We start from the raw sequence: 14797 nt of genomic DNA, 5'->3' as shown, positions 1-14797 counted from the left end.
GGACGGAGGTGCTCTTCAATGGCGCGGCGGCCCTCGTCCAATCCTGGACCGATACCGAGATTGTCGTGAAAGTCCCCCATCGCAATTTGTACGGGATCGGGAAGCGCGGGGCGTTCTTCGACGATCTCTCCACCGGCCCGTTGGTGGTCCGGCGGGGCTCGTGGGATGTTCTCCCGGACGGCACGTGCTGCTCGCAGAAGCAATGGCTGACCATTGAGGCCGGGTCGTTTACGATCGAGGCGAAGGGACTGCCCGACAAAGGCTATTGGGAGAATAACCGCCCCGATGCCAGCACGAACCAATAGAGTGAAACGTGAGGCGTGCAAGGTGAACCGAGGGGACTTCATGCGGGTGAACGGTGACACAATGAGTGCGCCGACGCAACATCCACTCACCCCCTCATGCAGGGCAGCATAATGGCGGCGGCGACAGTCCTTCCTGCCTCAAATCCGGAGTCGATTCGGATGGCTGGCGCAATCATCCGCCAGGGAGGACTCGTCGCCTTCCCGACGGAAACCGTGTACGGGCTCGGCTGCGATGCGCTGAACCCAGAGGCGGTGGCGCGCGTCTTCGAGGCCAAGCAGCGGCCCCATTTCGATCCCCTCATCGTGCACATCGCGGACCGGGCGACGCTGGAGTCACTGACTCCGTTCGTATCGACACGCGCCCACCGACTCATAGATGCCTTCTGGCCAGGTCCGCTGACCCTCGTGTTGCCGAAGCGGGCGGACGTTCCCGATCTCGTGACGGCCGGCCTTCCCACTGTCGCGATTCGGATGCCCGCCCATACCGTGGCACAGGCGCTGATTCGGGAGGCAGGCGTCCCGATTGCCGCACCGAGCGCCAATCCGTTCGGCTATGTCAGTCCGACGTGCGCGCAACATGTCGTCGAGGGGCTCGGCGATCGCGTCGATCTGATTCTCGACGGAGGGCCGTGCCCGATTGGTGTCGAGTCCACCATCGTATCGATGGGCGGAGCCTGGCCGGAATTCCTGCGCCCAGGTACGGTCACGCTCGCAGCCCTCCGAAAAGTCATTGGCCCGGTCGTGCGAACACCTGCCAGCCGGACGATGGTCGCGCCGGGCCAGCTTCCCCGCCATTACGCAACCCGCACTCCGATGACGGTTCTGGCGGCTCCGGAAGTCAGACCCGTTCTGCATGCCCATGAGCGCGCCGGACTGCTGGCCATGTCGGCACCGGGCCATGTGGACGAGAGGTTCTGTGCGATCGAAGTGCTCTCGGCGTCGGGCGATCTGCGGGAGGCCGCGCGGAATTTATTCGCCGCACTGCGGCGGCTGGATGCGCTAGGCCTCGACCGTCTGTACGCCGTGCCCTGCGAGGATCAGGGCCTCGGTCTGGCGATCATGGACCGGCTCCGACGCTGTGCGGTACCCGTTCAATTCGAAGTGCAGGCCTCTGTGAACGAGGAAGGCTAAGGAGGGTGTCGTCATGGCGAGCAAACAGTGGAAACCTCGGCGGCGGGTTCTGGTTGTCGACGATGATGCCGATATCCGTATGTTTCTCTGCGATTTGCTGGCGCACTGGCGGTACGAACCGGTGCAGGCCGCTTCCGGCTGGGAGACGTTAGAGGTTCTCCAATGTAGCCGGGTCGATGTCGTCCTGTTGGATCTTGTGATGCCCACGATGGATGGATTGGAAACGCTGCATGCGATCAAGCGCTACTACCACGATCTACCGGTGATCATGATGAGCGCCCTCATGACTCCTCAGCTCGGCCGGCAGCTACTGAGTGCGGGGGCACAGGACTGGATGGAGAAGCCAGTGCAGCGGCAAGCGCTCTCTGTGGCGCTCTTGTCGGTTCCCTCTCTCTCGGGATGTGCAGACAGCTAAGGCATGAAGAACCAACAGATCCATGCGAAGTCCGAATGCGCCAGTAGACGACAGGTGCTCGTGGTAGAGCTGCTGACGGAGGCTTCATGTCGCATCCAGCCGGGCTGGTGCTACAGATGACACAGCCCGAGGAGAGGCTGAACGATGCACAGTGAGGCCTTACAGCAGCAGGGAGCCCTGGAAGCGGCTGTTCGCAAGGCGGTCTGCCAGTTTCAGTTGGAGTTCATGGCGGGCAGCTTCGCCGAGCGCATCCGCGTGCTCGTAGCCTCCGACATGATCATCGTTCGTTCGCAGGGCGTACTGCCGGCGGCGGAACAGCACCTTGCTCGGACAGAAGAGGGTCAGGCGCTGGTGAAGCAGCTGTATCGCACGCTATTTGCTCAACAGCGCCGCATCCTGGTGAACCAGGTCGCGGCGATCACGGGCATGGTGGTAACTGATGTCTTGACGGATTTCGCCGTCTCTACCGGTGAGCAGGTGATGGCATTTCTGTTTACCTCACACGACGAGGACTGATGGGATGATAAGGAAGTCCACACTAGCTACCAATGTACGCTCAAAGAAGCCCTGTGAGAGCGGCGATGGCGTATCTCAGGGCATGCTGCGGTCCGCACGGCAAGGATTTCCGCCCGTCGTGTTCTGTGACGGAAAAACCCAACAAGAAATTGTCAGCCTTGCGCGCAAGCTGCTGGCTCAGCATCAGCATCTCTTGGTGCCTCGCGTTGCACCCAAGGTCGCACGTGTCTTGCTGCGTCTGAATCGCCATGCCGTCTATCATGAGTTGTCCCGCGCCGTCACGGTATGTCACCCAACACGGAGGCCAAGCGGAGATGTATTGATCGTCACCGCCGGCACAGCCGACACCCCGGTAGCAGAAGAGGCCCGGGTCACGGCCGAAGTCTTAGGGAGTCTGGTGGAGGTGATCTGCGACGTAGGGGTGGCCGGTTTGCACCGAGTCCTTGCCCGTCATAGCAGGCTCTTGCGGGCCCGTGTCGTGGTGGTGGTGGCCGGCATGGACGGGGCGCTTCCGAGCGTCGTCGGGGGACTGGTCAACTGCCCGGTGATCGCGGTTCCGACGAGCATCGGCTACGGGGCCAGCTTTGGCGGCATCGCCCCTCTTTTGACCATGCTCAATTCGTGCGCTTCCAGCGTGGGGGTGGTCAACATCAATAACGGATTCAGCGCCGGCTGCCTGGCGCACCGCATCAATGTGCTGGCCAACGAATAGGGAGCGCCTGTCGCCGCATCTGCCGACAGGTACCGCCTCAGCCCAAAGGAGAGCAAGATAATGCCGTGTGTTTTATGTGGACAGACATCGCTCTCAACGATCTCTACGGTAGACGCTAAATCACACGGTGCCTTGAATGTGGCCATATGCGGCGGTTGCGGGCTTGTTCAACAAGATCCGATGCCTTCGAAAACGGAACTTCGCCACTTTTACGCTCATACCTATAGAACAGACTACAAGAAAACATATATGCCAAAAGCCAAGCATATTTACAGGGCTGGCATGGCGGCGATTGAGCGAGTTAATTTCTTACAATCTCATGGGGTTCACGGCGGCAAATTGCTTGACGTAGGTGCAGGCGGGGGAGAATTTGTCTATATTTCCAAAACCCGAGGGTATGACTCCAAAGGTATTGAGCCGAATATCGGCTATTCAAAGTTTGCCAGAAATCAGTACGGCGTGGAAATCAAGACTGGAGAATTATGCGAGACACGAGAAACCTACGACATTATTACAATGTTTCATGTACTTGAGCATATGCCCAATTTCGAGTCCTTTAAGATGGCGTGGTCCATGCTGAACGAAGGGGGATCGCTGTTCATTGAGGTTCCTAATATAGAAACAAACGATGCTTCGCCGCACAATATATATTTCAAAGCGCACCTGTTCTACTTTAATAGGGCGACGCTATCCGCTTGTGCCAGCAAATACTTTGACCCTCTGGTTATAGAGGCCCGATCGAACCTCCGAATTTTATTCAAACGGAAACGCCGGCAAAGCCACATCACATTGCCCACACAAGACACCGTTTCTTCTCTTGCCCTGAGACTTCGGCAAAAGGGATGGTTCGAATATCTGATTGCGGGGGGCGGAATGTATAAACTGTTTTCCAAGCTGAACCAACGGCTACGGGAGTCAAAGGTTAAGAACAAATCACACTTAGAGATTCTAAATTCACTTCTTTCTTAGCCGTGGAGCAAGCCACCACATATCCATCTGCAAGCAGCGATGCGTCTCTGCGGCCTGCCCGTGGGTGAGCTATCGCTAGAGAAACCGTGACAGCTGATAACCCACTCCTGAAAACTAGACGAGACCAGACCAGACCAGACCGAACTGGGATTTCGGGGCCTTCCGCAACCGGGCTTGATCGCCCGCTCGATAAACTCTCAGGCCTATACCCTCCCCGTTCCCTAGCAGAAAACCTGGACCTGGCTAAACTCGTGCGGTGACAACGTACTCGCAACACCCCTCTGATCGGTCTAAGACAATCTGAGCGGAGCTGGCAACCGAGCATAAGCGCACACCTCGGAGCGCAGCCCGTGCACCGACGCACGCGACATTCGCCGCGACAAGAGAACTCCATGCTTGCCACAATCACCCTATCGTCAGATTGCGCTAATTCTCGGTAATAATTCGATAGTGTGCTCGCTGAGGAGTCCCATCTCAGTCTGGAATCTGATTTGCAAACATGACAAGTCATGGGAGCGGATGGTCCGATCCCCCTTGCTGCTTAAGGGAGGTTGTTCAATGGGTACGCAACATATCGTGACGATGTTACCGGGAGAGGGCACCGGCCCGGAAATTTGCGAAGCGGTGCGGCTGGTGATCGATGCCAGCGGCGTCGATATCAAATGGGAGTACGAAGAGATCGGACTGGACTGCCTGGATAAGCACGGCACATTGCTGCCGGATAAGACGGTCCAAGCCATCGCCAGAAACAAGATCGCACTGAAAGGCCCCACGACCACGCCGATCGGGACCGGTCACAAGAGCGCGAACGTGACCTTGCGGAAGGTGTTCGATCTCTATGCGAATGTGCGTCCGGCGAAACTGATTCCGGTGCTCAAGCGGCCCTGGGACAAGATCGATATCCTGAACTTTCGGGAGAACACCGAAGACTGCTACGCCGCCATCGAGCATATGGTGTCCGACGAAGTGGCGCAATGTTTGAAAGTCATCACCTGGCCGGGCTCCTATCGCATCGCCGAGTTTGCCTTCAAGTGGGCAAAAGCCAACGGACGCAAGAAGATCTACTGCGTCCACAAGGCCAATATCATGAAGATGACCGACGGGCTCTTTCTCGATGCCTTCAGAGAGGTCGCCAAGAAATACCCGGACATCGAATCCGGCGACATCATCGTGGATAATTGCTGCATGCAGCTCGTGAGAAATCCAGCGCAGTTCGATTGCCTGGTGCTCCCGAATCTGTACGGCGACATTCTGACGGATCTCTGCGCCGGATTGGTCGGCGGTCTGGGCTTCGCGCCGGGCGCCAACGTGGGCGACAACTGCGCGATTTTCGAAGCGGTCCACGGCTCTGCCCCGAAGTATGCCGGGCTGAAGAAGGTCAATCCCTCGGCCGTGCTGGTCTCCGGAATCATGATGCTGCGCTGGTTGAAGGAGGAAGCGGCAGCCGATCGGATACAAAAGGCGATGTTTGCCGTCCTCGACGAGCGGAAGCACGTGACGTACGACGTCGGCGGAACCGCAACAACGGACGAGTATGCGCAAGCCATCGTGGATAAAATGCACGCGACGGCCTGAGTTCGAGACTACCGGCTGAATGAACAAGGAGAACACCATGCCAACATGCACTGACATTGCAAAAGCGACGAAGAAGAAACGCGAGATTAAATTGGTCGGGGTCGATATGTACCTCATCACCGAGAAGGGGATCCCGAAGTTCGACGATATCGGGCCGTTCAAATGTGAATTCATTTCGAACCGTGGCACGAAGGTCTGGCCCGGCTTCGTGAGTCCCGATTTGCTGCAGGTCAATTGGTACCGCTGCCGGTTTATGGCGTCCAAGGATGTGCAAGACGCGGACGTCAACACATTCTTGGACGCCTTGACCAAACAGGGCTGGTGGTGGTCTGCCGCCCAAAAGTTGTGGAACTACGACGGCGAGGCAGGATTCAGCAAGGCGTACTAGCCTTGGCCCATTGGCTGCCGCTGCGAGGGGGCGTACCTTTCGCAGCGGCGCCTCAGCAATCACGCTAGAGGGACGCATCTCCTGATTTACCGGCAAATGACGGCGTATGCCCTGATGCCGCACCCCTGAGCCTTATCCCGGGAACAAGAGGCTTTCCCGGATGACTGGCCCAGCCGCTCACTCGCAGCCCCCGGCACCGGTAAACGGATCAGTTGACTGTATGGAGACAAGACCGATGCTTCCCGCTGCAACCAAAACGAAAGCGGATGTGGAATACCAGGTGATGCTGGCGGTCTTGAACTTCCATCGGGATTATCTTGCATTGCACTATTCCCATGTCCGCATTCAAATGATCGATAATGTGATTGAAGTCACTCTCGCCCCGCGCCGCCCGATCCCGGCAGAGCAACTCCTCGCGCAGTCGCCGGAAGGCAGAGTCCAACTCCAACAGATGCATACCGCAGCATTCCGCTCAGGAGAAGCCCAGCTGCGCGACCGGCTCCAAGGCATTCTGGGCATCGAAGTTGAAGAATTTTTCACCCAGCTCGATGCCGAGTCCGGAATCAATACGGTCATCATTCGGCTCGCCAAGCGTCTCGACCTAGTCTTGCCCCCCCATATCCAGCAATGAGTTTGAGGTCAAACATCTGGCATAGCGACGTACACCTCCCGACCCGGCCAGTCAGCATGACCGTGACGGTGAAAGAATAGCCGCTCCTCAGCACCCCGCCCTAATTCGTCTTTGCCAATCCCAGAGCTTTGATTGAAGCCCTGGCAGCGGCACTGGCTTTACTTGCAGGATTGAGCAACTGACCGGGATCGGCGTGAACGCCGGCGGCCGCTACGCGCTTGCACTGTTGAATCACATCGGTGAGGGGCACAAGGGCCTGACTCCGGCGGGGATCTGAATCCGGCAGCTGCTTGAGAATGGCTTCGGCGTCACCGGCGGCGGCTTCGCAGTGATGGACGATCGCCTTGGCGTCCCCCATGCCGCCATGCGCCATCATGTCCTCCACGTTCTTCATCAACGCATCTCTCCGTTCTTGCATTATCGGCTCGGATGCATGAGCCGTACGAGGCCCGAACGAAAGACCGCCGGAAAAAACGGCAGCAAGAAGACTCGCACACACAATACGACCGACGGATACGTGAAGCTTTCTCACCGGCTCTCCTTAATAGCGCCCGGGCGACTCTTTCATGGTCGTTAACGTGCGATATAGTGCATGGAACTCTTCCGTGGTCAACGCAGGATTCTGCATCTGCGCCAGCGCCGCCTGGTCGATTCTGGACTCGACCGTGTCGTCGTAATTCGATGAGGCGATCGTCACGAAGCGTGGAGGAAACAATCGTTCCGGCAACAGGATCCCCACCCCCAGGTTATACTTCAGCGCCAGACGGATCGCCTCCCGCGCCTTGTCGGCCGGCACGTCCCGGCCAAGGCCGATGTTCTGCGGCGGCTGGCCCAGCCTGGCGAACTGAAAATGAACGTTCGTCAATCCTGCCTGAGTAAATTCTTCGGTGAGTGTCGCCGTTTGGCTCCGATACTGATCGGCCAGTACGACCTCGACACGGCTCACAGAGGAAACTGCTGGTCCCTCGGCGATGACAGCCGATGTCACCATCGTGCCGGTACAGACGGCCATTGCAAACGCAGTCACATATGTTTTCAGCGTCATGCCCTATCTCGCGTCGAAGGTAAATCCAACCGACGCGCTCCCATTGTCCGCCACCGTGACTTCCTGCCCTCTCTCACCCAACACGGGATGCCAGGCCTTGATGCGATAGGTACCGGCCGGAAGATCCTTGATGGCAAAGGTCCCCTCCGTTCCAGTGATGGCATAGTAGGGATTGTCCACGGCCAGTCCGTGCCCCTGCATGAAGGGGTGCATGCCGCATTGCATGGTAACCCCACGCCGGTTTCCGGTGAACCGGACAATGTCGCTGGTCCCGGCTTTCGTCAGGGCCGGCCGGTGAAACATAATGAAAATATGCTCCCGGTCCCGTTCATAGAACTGCAAATCGTGGGCGACTGAATCCAGATTCACCACGCTGAGCGGATGTTCATTTCTCACGACCGAGACGAACGGCACGAATTGGCAGATATTCGCCTCGAGTTTCGTCTCCTGAAACTCGAACGGCTTTCCCTTCGTCACTCCTTCGATCGTCACCACCACATCTTTCAAGCCCTGCTGTTCGCCGACCGCCACCTCACGCAACAGTCGATAGCCCGAGCCGTCGGACAGCGCCCCGCAATAGACCCGATCATAATACCGTCGCAGTTCGAACCGCTGGGGATCCGGAATGTCACCGGCAAATTGCACCGTCCCCGTCACCGTCCCCCCGTTGGATACCGCCGTTTCCTCATAGGCTGCTGCCGGAGCTGCCCCGATCATGGATCCGCTCAGAATCAGAGAGCCAAAGAGATACGTCACGAATCGATTTATACGTGTTGCCATATGTCCCACCGTAAAACATACATGGGGGATCGTGAATGCTCCCCCATGGTCTGAGTGATTTAGACCGGCCTGGCACACTGTGTCGGCAGCGCCCTCGCCCGTGAGCGAGGACGCCGCCTGATTGCTGCTTACCGTCCCATCATCGATGTCCGCGAGACAGTTCCGTTGTCGCTCCCGCGCTCCGCCTTTTGGCTGGACGGAACTTGCGGGGTCAACGGAAGGACCCGCTGGTCACCGGTTGGAAGGACCCTGAAGAGTCCCCATTGCCCGGCGTTCGCAAAGCCCGGACGCTGGTTCTTCCACATGTAGTCGCCGACGATCTTATTCGGACCGCCTGCTCCTCCCGTCAGATAGGCGTTGATCACTTCTGAACCGCCGAACTCCATGGTGCTGACCTGGTCGGCACCCTGCATGTACGGCTCATGCGGCCATTCGTGGCCGTCCACGGTGAACAACTGCACCTGCTCGCTGAATGCGCCGAGCACGTGCACCGCCACCGGATCTCCGACATGCGCCTGCAACAGCGGCGTCGAGGGCGAGTCGCCGGTCTTCACACAGCTGAAGACCTCGGACACGTCACAGCCCTTTTCCATCCGCCACGCGGTCGGTTCAGACCGGTAGTTGACCGCCGTGATACCGGCGACCTGTTGGATGTAGGGCATGAAGCTGACACCCACGATGTTGTCCTCGTCCTGGAACATCAACGAGAAATCGCGGTAGTTCTTCCGATTGTCGTTCCCGGGGATCGTCCGATCCACGATCACGTCGGCGCGCCAGCTGCTCTTCATCGTAATATCGTTGCCCGTCACCGGATCGCGGTAGCGCGATCCCTTCGGACCGACGATGATCGACCCGAACAAGCCGTTCCGTGGATTCTCCACCACGTTCCCCCAGTCTTGAATGAGGGCGGCCAGTTCTCCGTACTCCGGATGCGCGAAGTACGTGTAGGTCTTGCTCTGACCCGGAGCGATCGTTTGATCGCCGGGGTTGTTGCCGACATTGGCGCCGAACGAATCTTTCGGATCGAACGCCATCATATCGACGTGGAATCCGGCCCGCTCTTTGGCCATTTCGTTCTTCAGATTGATCTTCACACAATCCCCGACGTTCACGTGCAGCGTCAGCGGACTCGGCCGCAATTCACCGGCCTTGACCCGCCCACGATCCTCGTCGAGCACGTACATCTTGCCCTGCTGATTTTCGAAGACCATCTTGCGTTCGAGATCGACTTCCATCGTACCCGGCGCACCCTCGTGATACCGGATGACTTGATCGATCGCCGACACGTTGAAGGACTTCACGGGCGCATCCGCCGGGCAAACCGACGGCGCAGACTTCTGGATTTCTTCACGGCTCGGCAAGGGTTTCAGATCCCCTTGCAGTTCGTCAAAGACCCGGAAGATACCCCAGCTGCCTTCCGCGAAGTGGGAAGCGCGGCCGCTATAGTAGAGATAGTCGCCGGCCTGCTTCTGCGGTCCGCCCGCGGCAGGAATCGCCGGGTCGTACCGCTCTCCGATCACCAGATGCACCGTACTGCGCGGCATCGCCATAGTGGCGTACCGCTCCATCGGGAACCAGTGCCCGGTCACGTGCCAGGTGTGCACTTCGTTGGCCGATCCGACCAGCGCCCGAACCAGGATCGGATCACCGAGATAGCTCCGCAACAACGGCGTGCCAGGATCTCCGTGAATACCGGACACAAACAGCTTCGACGGATCCGGATTGTTGGCCAGGCGCACACTCAACGGCTCCACACGCATGCTGTAGCCGCTGCCCGTCGTGGCTTCCCCGCCGTTCAGGAACGTCATCGCCGACTTGTTGATGCGCTCCGGGAACTGGTGCGACGGAGGCCCGTCGACCGTGACCGCTCCCATGCGCGCCTGCGGGTTGTCGGTCATGATCAACTCAGCCGACCGCGCGTTGCTGTCCATGATATGCATCATGACTTCGCGGAAACTGCCCCGGATATGGGCCGAGACCGGCTCCAGGGTGTGAATATCCGCGATAGGACCGCTCCGGAGTTCCTTTCCGGTGTACGGATCATGATAGGTCGATCGCGGCGGTTCGGTGATGAATGCTGAGAACAGACCATGTCCCCAGGTATCGGTGCCGAACACGTGATCGTGCCAATACACCGTTCCGAGATCCGCATCGACATACCAGCGCTCGCGGATGAACTCCACGCTCGCAATGTCGTTCTTCTTGTGCGCGTACTTCAATGGCGCATCGAAGGTGATGGTATTGCCCTTGATGTCCTTGATCCGCACGATCTCGAAATACTTCGGATCGTCCATGCCCACACCGAGTTCCGTATTGACGTGGAACTTGGACGAATTCTTCACCGTGATGCTGCGTGAACCGGCTTTCGTATCCGCCGTCAGAGTCGTGTTGCCTGGCAGGGGCATTCCCTTGTCCGGTTGCGGATCCTCCAACATCGTGAAAGCCCGCAGCGACATGTCGTACGAGAATCCGATGGTCGGACCGTCGGACGCGCTCGTGTCGAACTGGAAGAAGTGCGGATGGAGATTGATCTTGTTCGCCCATCCCGTCCGCGCATCGTCCGGGATTTCGTTCTTGAAGATCACGTCCACGCAATCGTGCACGTTCCCGCGAATCACCAAGGGTACTTGCTTCTTGGGATTCTTGCGGACTTCCTCTTCCTCTTCATGTAGCACATAGATCATGCCGATCGGATCCACGACCGCGGCGGTTTTCGGGGTCGCCGGCTTGAGGGTAATCGGCAAGGTGATCGAATGGATATTGAAATACTTTCTCGGCGCATTTTCCGGACAGAGGCTCCAGGGCCCCTGCGCACCCGGCACAGGAGGTTCCGTGCTTCTGGTGCCGTCCTCACGGACACGGAACGGCTCCAACCATGGCGCGCCGCCGTGATTGGGCGCAAACGGAGGCCGCTTCCCGAGGTGCGGACGCAACCAGGGGAACGCCAGTTTGCCCGTCTGCGGATCGAACGTGATCGCCGGACGCTGCAACGGAGTCGGCGAGACATAATCCGCCCACTTGTGCGGGGTCTCCGGCTCATTCATCGCCTTCGTGCCGTCCCACTTCCAGTTCACGACCGTCGCATCGTGCGCTTGCGCCTGCTTGACCTGATCTTCGGTCTTGCCCGGCAAGCCCTGCGGCGGCAGCATGTACTCGACCCAATCCTTGATCGACACCTTCACGGGATTGGCCTTCCAATCCGTCTTGTCCTTCGTGATTTCGTATTTCTTTCCGCCGTACCAGTCGACGGTGGTCCCGACCAGCTTGTCGGAGCTGACCGCCAACTTGATCTTGCCCTTGCGATCCGGCAGCTCGACGAGCGGCTTCATCACATCGGTCTGGAATCCGGTCGATTGCAGGGTGTTGTACACACGCCAGAATCCCCACATGCCGGTCACATAGTGCTGAGGAATGTGGCAATGGAACACGAACTCACCGGCCAGCGCCTGCAAACCGCCCGATCCGCCTTCGATGACTTCATCGTATATCTCGGACGGACCGATGGATTGCACATCCAACCGGTCGGACGTGTCGCTGATCGGCGGGAACTTCACGGGACCGCTCTTCGACAGCGTCGGATCGAGCTTGCTCGTGCCGGGCTGTCTAGCCCAGCGGATCGATCCGCCATGCAAGTGATGCGAGTGCACGATTTCGGATCCGCCGACCATGCGGAACTTGGCCGGATCGCCGAGATATGAACGGGGAATCGTGGTTGCCGGATCGCCGAATGTATAGGACCCGTAGCCCTGCGACTCGTCGGCAAATCCCACCAAATGCGCCTGAACTTCCAACCGCTCGCCGTGCGGCTCGCTCCGGAAATTGAGCAACCGCGCGGCCGGACGGTAGGTATCCGTATGGGCATCGCGCTGCGGCAACATGTCGCCTTTGCGGTCCAAGAGACGGAACGTCTCGTCACCCGCCTCATGATAGAAAATCACGAATTCGCGAAAGTCGGAACCTTTATCGAGATCGATCATGGCCTCCCAGCCACTCTTCATTTCCTCCCCCGTAAACGGACTGAGGAACCGTGCCCCGCGCGGCTCGACGACGATCGATCCCAACAAGCCCAGGGAATACTGATCGCGGCTTGCATGACTATGGAAGGCGCGGCCGCCTTCCTGCAAATCGATGGGAATGTACCATTCGAACTCGCCCGCTTTTCCCGTCGGCACCAGCGCCTCGGGATTCATGGCATTCGCCGGCTTCCCCGTGCTGGCCACGAGCATCTGCGAACCGTTCACGATCATGTTCGTCGGCTCGTTCTCAATCTGATTGCGCAATGTGATCCGCAGACAATCGCCCTGATTCGCCCGAATCACGAGCGGCTGAATCAGATCGCCCTGCAACCCGTTCGAAATGGCGCCGCCGGCAAACGTCGGATCTTCGCTGTCCCGCGCAGCCTTGTTCTTTGTTTCTTCCTCACGCACACCCGCTACATTCTCGGTCAACGCATACATGTAGCCCGGATAAAAATCGCCGAACCGGTTCACGGTGATCTCGACATTCATCGCCGTGATGTCATACGCGCGGACCGGCGCCGTCACCGGGCAGCGAGCGCCCTGCGTCACTTGCACCTTATCCGGATCCTCCGCCACCAGCAGCACACCCTGCTGCATCGCATGAGCCCCGGCCCCCTGGAACGGCCCCTTACTCTTGACCTCCCGCTCGATCTGCTCGATCGCCTTCGACATCTTGTCCTGCAGCACCGGACCGGCCTGCGCGTGTACCGGCATCGCCAGATCGGCACGCTGATCGACGGCGATATGCCCATCATGCGACATGACCGCGCCTGCAGGCATGGTCCCGGCCAACCCAAGACAGGTCGTCAGTCCCAACACTCCCACTCGCACCCACTTCATTGATACACCCATACGTCCAGCCTCCTCAATCAAACAAACCGTCCAGGGACCATCCACGCTACTGACTGTCTGAAACCCGGCTCTATCGAATTCGAAGTCTGGTGAAGGCCAACATTCATCGGGGGGATCGTCAGGAGGCCGGTCCTTTCTCTCCCACTCCTTCACCAGACAGTTCTCGATTTCACAAGAAAGACTGGTTGGCATTCTTATGCAACCAGCGCTTAGAGCAAATTGTGTTCCTCTGGCGCATTTCTGAACCGTTGTGGGATTTTGCTGGAAGACGGAAACGATTTACGGGTGACGGAGAATCTTATTGGGGCGTCACGATCCCATCCAACATCGATCACGCACGATTAAATCCATAACTTTTCAGGAAACACCTCATGACCACGAAGAAAGACACTATGGGACGCACACGCCCCATTGAATCAGATCATGGGACATGACGAATACCCTCACACCAAGCCCCTTCCGAAACCTTGCGCAAGCGGCCGGCGCGCATTATAGTGGCGCCCTCATCTCTCATCGCCGATCACCAGCATGCTGAACTGCGACCACAATATAGAACACACAACTCCATCACCTGCTGTTCGGCATCTCATCGCCGCGGCCCTCGGCGCGCTGCTCATGCTCGAGCCTGCGCTGTCTCCCGCACTTCCAGCGACGACCGAGACACACAACCGTGTTGACGCCATCGCCGCACAAGCCGAAAGCAGCCCCATGATGCCCGTGACGGAAGGACTCTTTTTCATGGGCACCACGCGCACCGGCCATGAGTCGTTCAGCCTGACACTGCAATACGACGATACCGAACAGCCCCAGCGCCGCATCTGGCTCGACCGCTATGAGATTGACCGGGACGAGGTGAGTCTCGGCGAATTCCTCCGATGGCTGGCGCAGCGGCACCAACCGATTCCTGTCGAGATCCACAAGCTGATCGAGCACGTCATGACCGTCCACGCCCTGACGCCGGACACATTGGCGCGCTGGCCGGCGCTCTATGTGACGTGGGCCGAGGCCTCGGACTTCTGCCGCGCACAGGAGAAACGGCTTCCGACAGAAGCCGAGTGGGAAAAAGCCGCGCGCGGAGCAGAGGGACAGCTGTTTCCGTGGGGGCAGCAGCCTCCCACCCCGGCGCTCGCCATGTTCGGCCAGTACCATGTCCATGAGATTCCGATCGTCGCGTCTGTCAGGAGCGGCGAAGAGGGGCGCAGTCCCTATGGCCTGCGCCATATGGCGGGAAACGCCGCCGAGTGGGTCGAAGACTGGTTCGGGATCGACTATTATATGACCATGCCGGAGCGCAATCCGCCCGGGCCCTCCACCGGACGCTACAAAGTCATCCGCGGGGGATCCTGGAAGAGCCAGCCCGCGTTACTCCGCAGCGCCACCAGGAGCGGCGCGCCGCCGGACCAGCGCGCGGCCACCATCGGCTTTCGCTGCGTCCGATCCACCCCATAACCGACATGCA

At 58.9% G+C, this 14797-nt stretch carries 14 protein-coding genes; 10 read left to right on the top strand and 4 right to left on the bottom strand.

What is annotated here, in order from left to right:
- The 9 genes from Q8N04_02660 to Q8N04_02620 form a co-directional block, all read left to right on the top strand.
- Positions 1-305, top strand: a 305-nt coding sequence (locus Q8N04_02660) for a hypothetical protein (GenBank protein MDP3089552.1), incomplete at its 5' end; no start/stop codon positions are given.
- 111 nt (positions 306-416) lie between these two features.
- Positions 417-1436, top strand: a complete 1020-nt coding sequence (locus Q8N04_02655) for an L-threonylcarbamoyladenylate synthase (GenBank protein MDP3089551.1) — start codon at positions 417-419, stop codon at positions 1434-1436.
- Positions 1437-1449: 13 nt separating this feature from the next.
- The gene (locus Q8N04_02650; protein MDP3089550.1) at positions 1450-1851 is read left to right on the top strand and encodes a response regulator; all 402 of its coding nucleotides are present in this window, start codon (positions 1450-1452) and stop codon (positions 1849-1851) included.
- A gap of 144 nt (positions 1852-1995) precedes the next feature.
- A complete protein-coding gene (locus Q8N04_02645) occupies positions 1996-2367 on the top strand; it encodes a Na-translocating system protein MpsC family protein (protein MDP3089549.1) in 372 nt (123 codons plus the stop codon).
- Positions 2368-2449: 82 nt separating this feature from the next.
- The gene (gene larB / locus Q8N04_02640; protein MDP3089548.1) at positions 2450-3079 is read left to right on the top strand and encodes a nickel pincer cofactor biosynthesis protein LarB; all 630 of its coding nucleotides are present in this window, start codon (positions 2450-2452) and stop codon (positions 3077-3079) included.
- A gap of 60 nt (positions 3080-3139) precedes the next feature.
- On the top strand, positions 3140-4048 hold the full coding sequence (locus Q8N04_02635; GenBank protein ID MDP3089547.1) for a class I SAM-dependent methyltransferase: 909 nt from the start codon (positions 3140-3142) through the stop codon (positions 4046-4048).
- A 558-nt stretch (positions 4049-4606) separates the two neighbouring features.
- On the top strand, positions 4607-5623 hold the full coding sequence (locus Q8N04_02630; GenBank protein MDP3089546.1) for an isocitrate/isopropylmalate family dehydrogenase: 1017 nt from the start codon (positions 4607-4609) through the stop codon (positions 5621-5623).
- 37 nt (positions 5624-5660) lie between these two features.
- On the top strand, positions 5661-6011 hold the full coding sequence (locus Q8N04_02625) for an isocitrate dehydrogenase (protein ID MDP3089545.1): 351 nt from the start codon (positions 5661-5663) through the stop codon (positions 6009-6011).
- 235 nt (positions 6012-6246) lie between these two features.
- The gene (locus tag Q8N04_02620; GenBank protein ID MDP3089544.1) at positions 6247-6642 is read left to right on the top strand and encodes a Na-translocating system protein MpsC family protein; all 396 of its coding nucleotides are present in this window, start codon (positions 6247-6249) and stop codon (positions 6640-6642) included.
- 100 nt (positions 6643-6742) lie between these two features.
- Here the strand turns inward: Q8N04_02620 and Q8N04_02615 are convergent, their stop codons facing one another.
- The 4 genes from Q8N04_02615 to Q8N04_02600 all read right to left on the bottom strand — a co-directional run bounded on the left by Q8N04_02615 (position 6743) and on the right by Q8N04_02600 (position 13338).
- Complete coding sequence (locus tag Q8N04_02615; protein MDP3089543.1) at positions 6743-7036, bottom strand: hypothetical protein; 294 nt, start codon at positions 7034-7036, stop codon at positions 6743-6745.
- A gap of 147 nt (positions 7037-7183) precedes the next feature.
- The gene (locus Q8N04_02610; GenBank protein ID MDP3089542.1) at positions 7184-7687 is read right to left on the bottom strand and encodes a hypothetical protein; all 504 of its coding nucleotides are present in this window, start codon (positions 7685-7687) and stop codon (positions 7184-7186) included.
- 3 nt (positions 7688-7690) lie between these two features.
- Entirely contained in the window at positions 7691-8467 is a 777-nt protein-coding gene (locus Q8N04_02605) for a carboxypeptidase regulatory-like domain-containing protein (protein ID MDP3089541.1), read from the bottom strand.
- 128 nt (positions 8468-8595) lie between these two features.
- On the bottom strand, positions 8596-13338 hold the full coding sequence (locus tag Q8N04_02600; protein MDP3089540.1) for a multicopper oxidase domain-containing protein: 4743 nt from the start codon (positions 13336-13338) through the stop codon (positions 8596-8598).
- Positions 13339-13866: 528 nt separating this feature from the next.
- Here Q8N04_02600 and Q8N04_02595 point away from each other — a divergent pair.
- Complete coding sequence (locus tag Q8N04_02595; protein MDP3089539.1) at positions 13867-14787, top strand: SUMF1/EgtB/PvdO family nonheme iron enzyme; 921 nt, start codon at positions 13867-13869, stop codon at positions 14785-14787.
- Positions 14788-14797 lie beyond the last annotated feature (10 nt).

Source organism: Nitrospira sp. (assembly GCA_030692565.1).
Taxonomy (GTDB): Bacteria; Nitrospirota; Nitrospiria; order Nitrospirales; family Nitrospiraceae; genus Nitrospira_D.
Note: the sequence above shows the minus strand (reverse complement) of the source record. Positions and strands in the feature narration are given on the sequence as shown.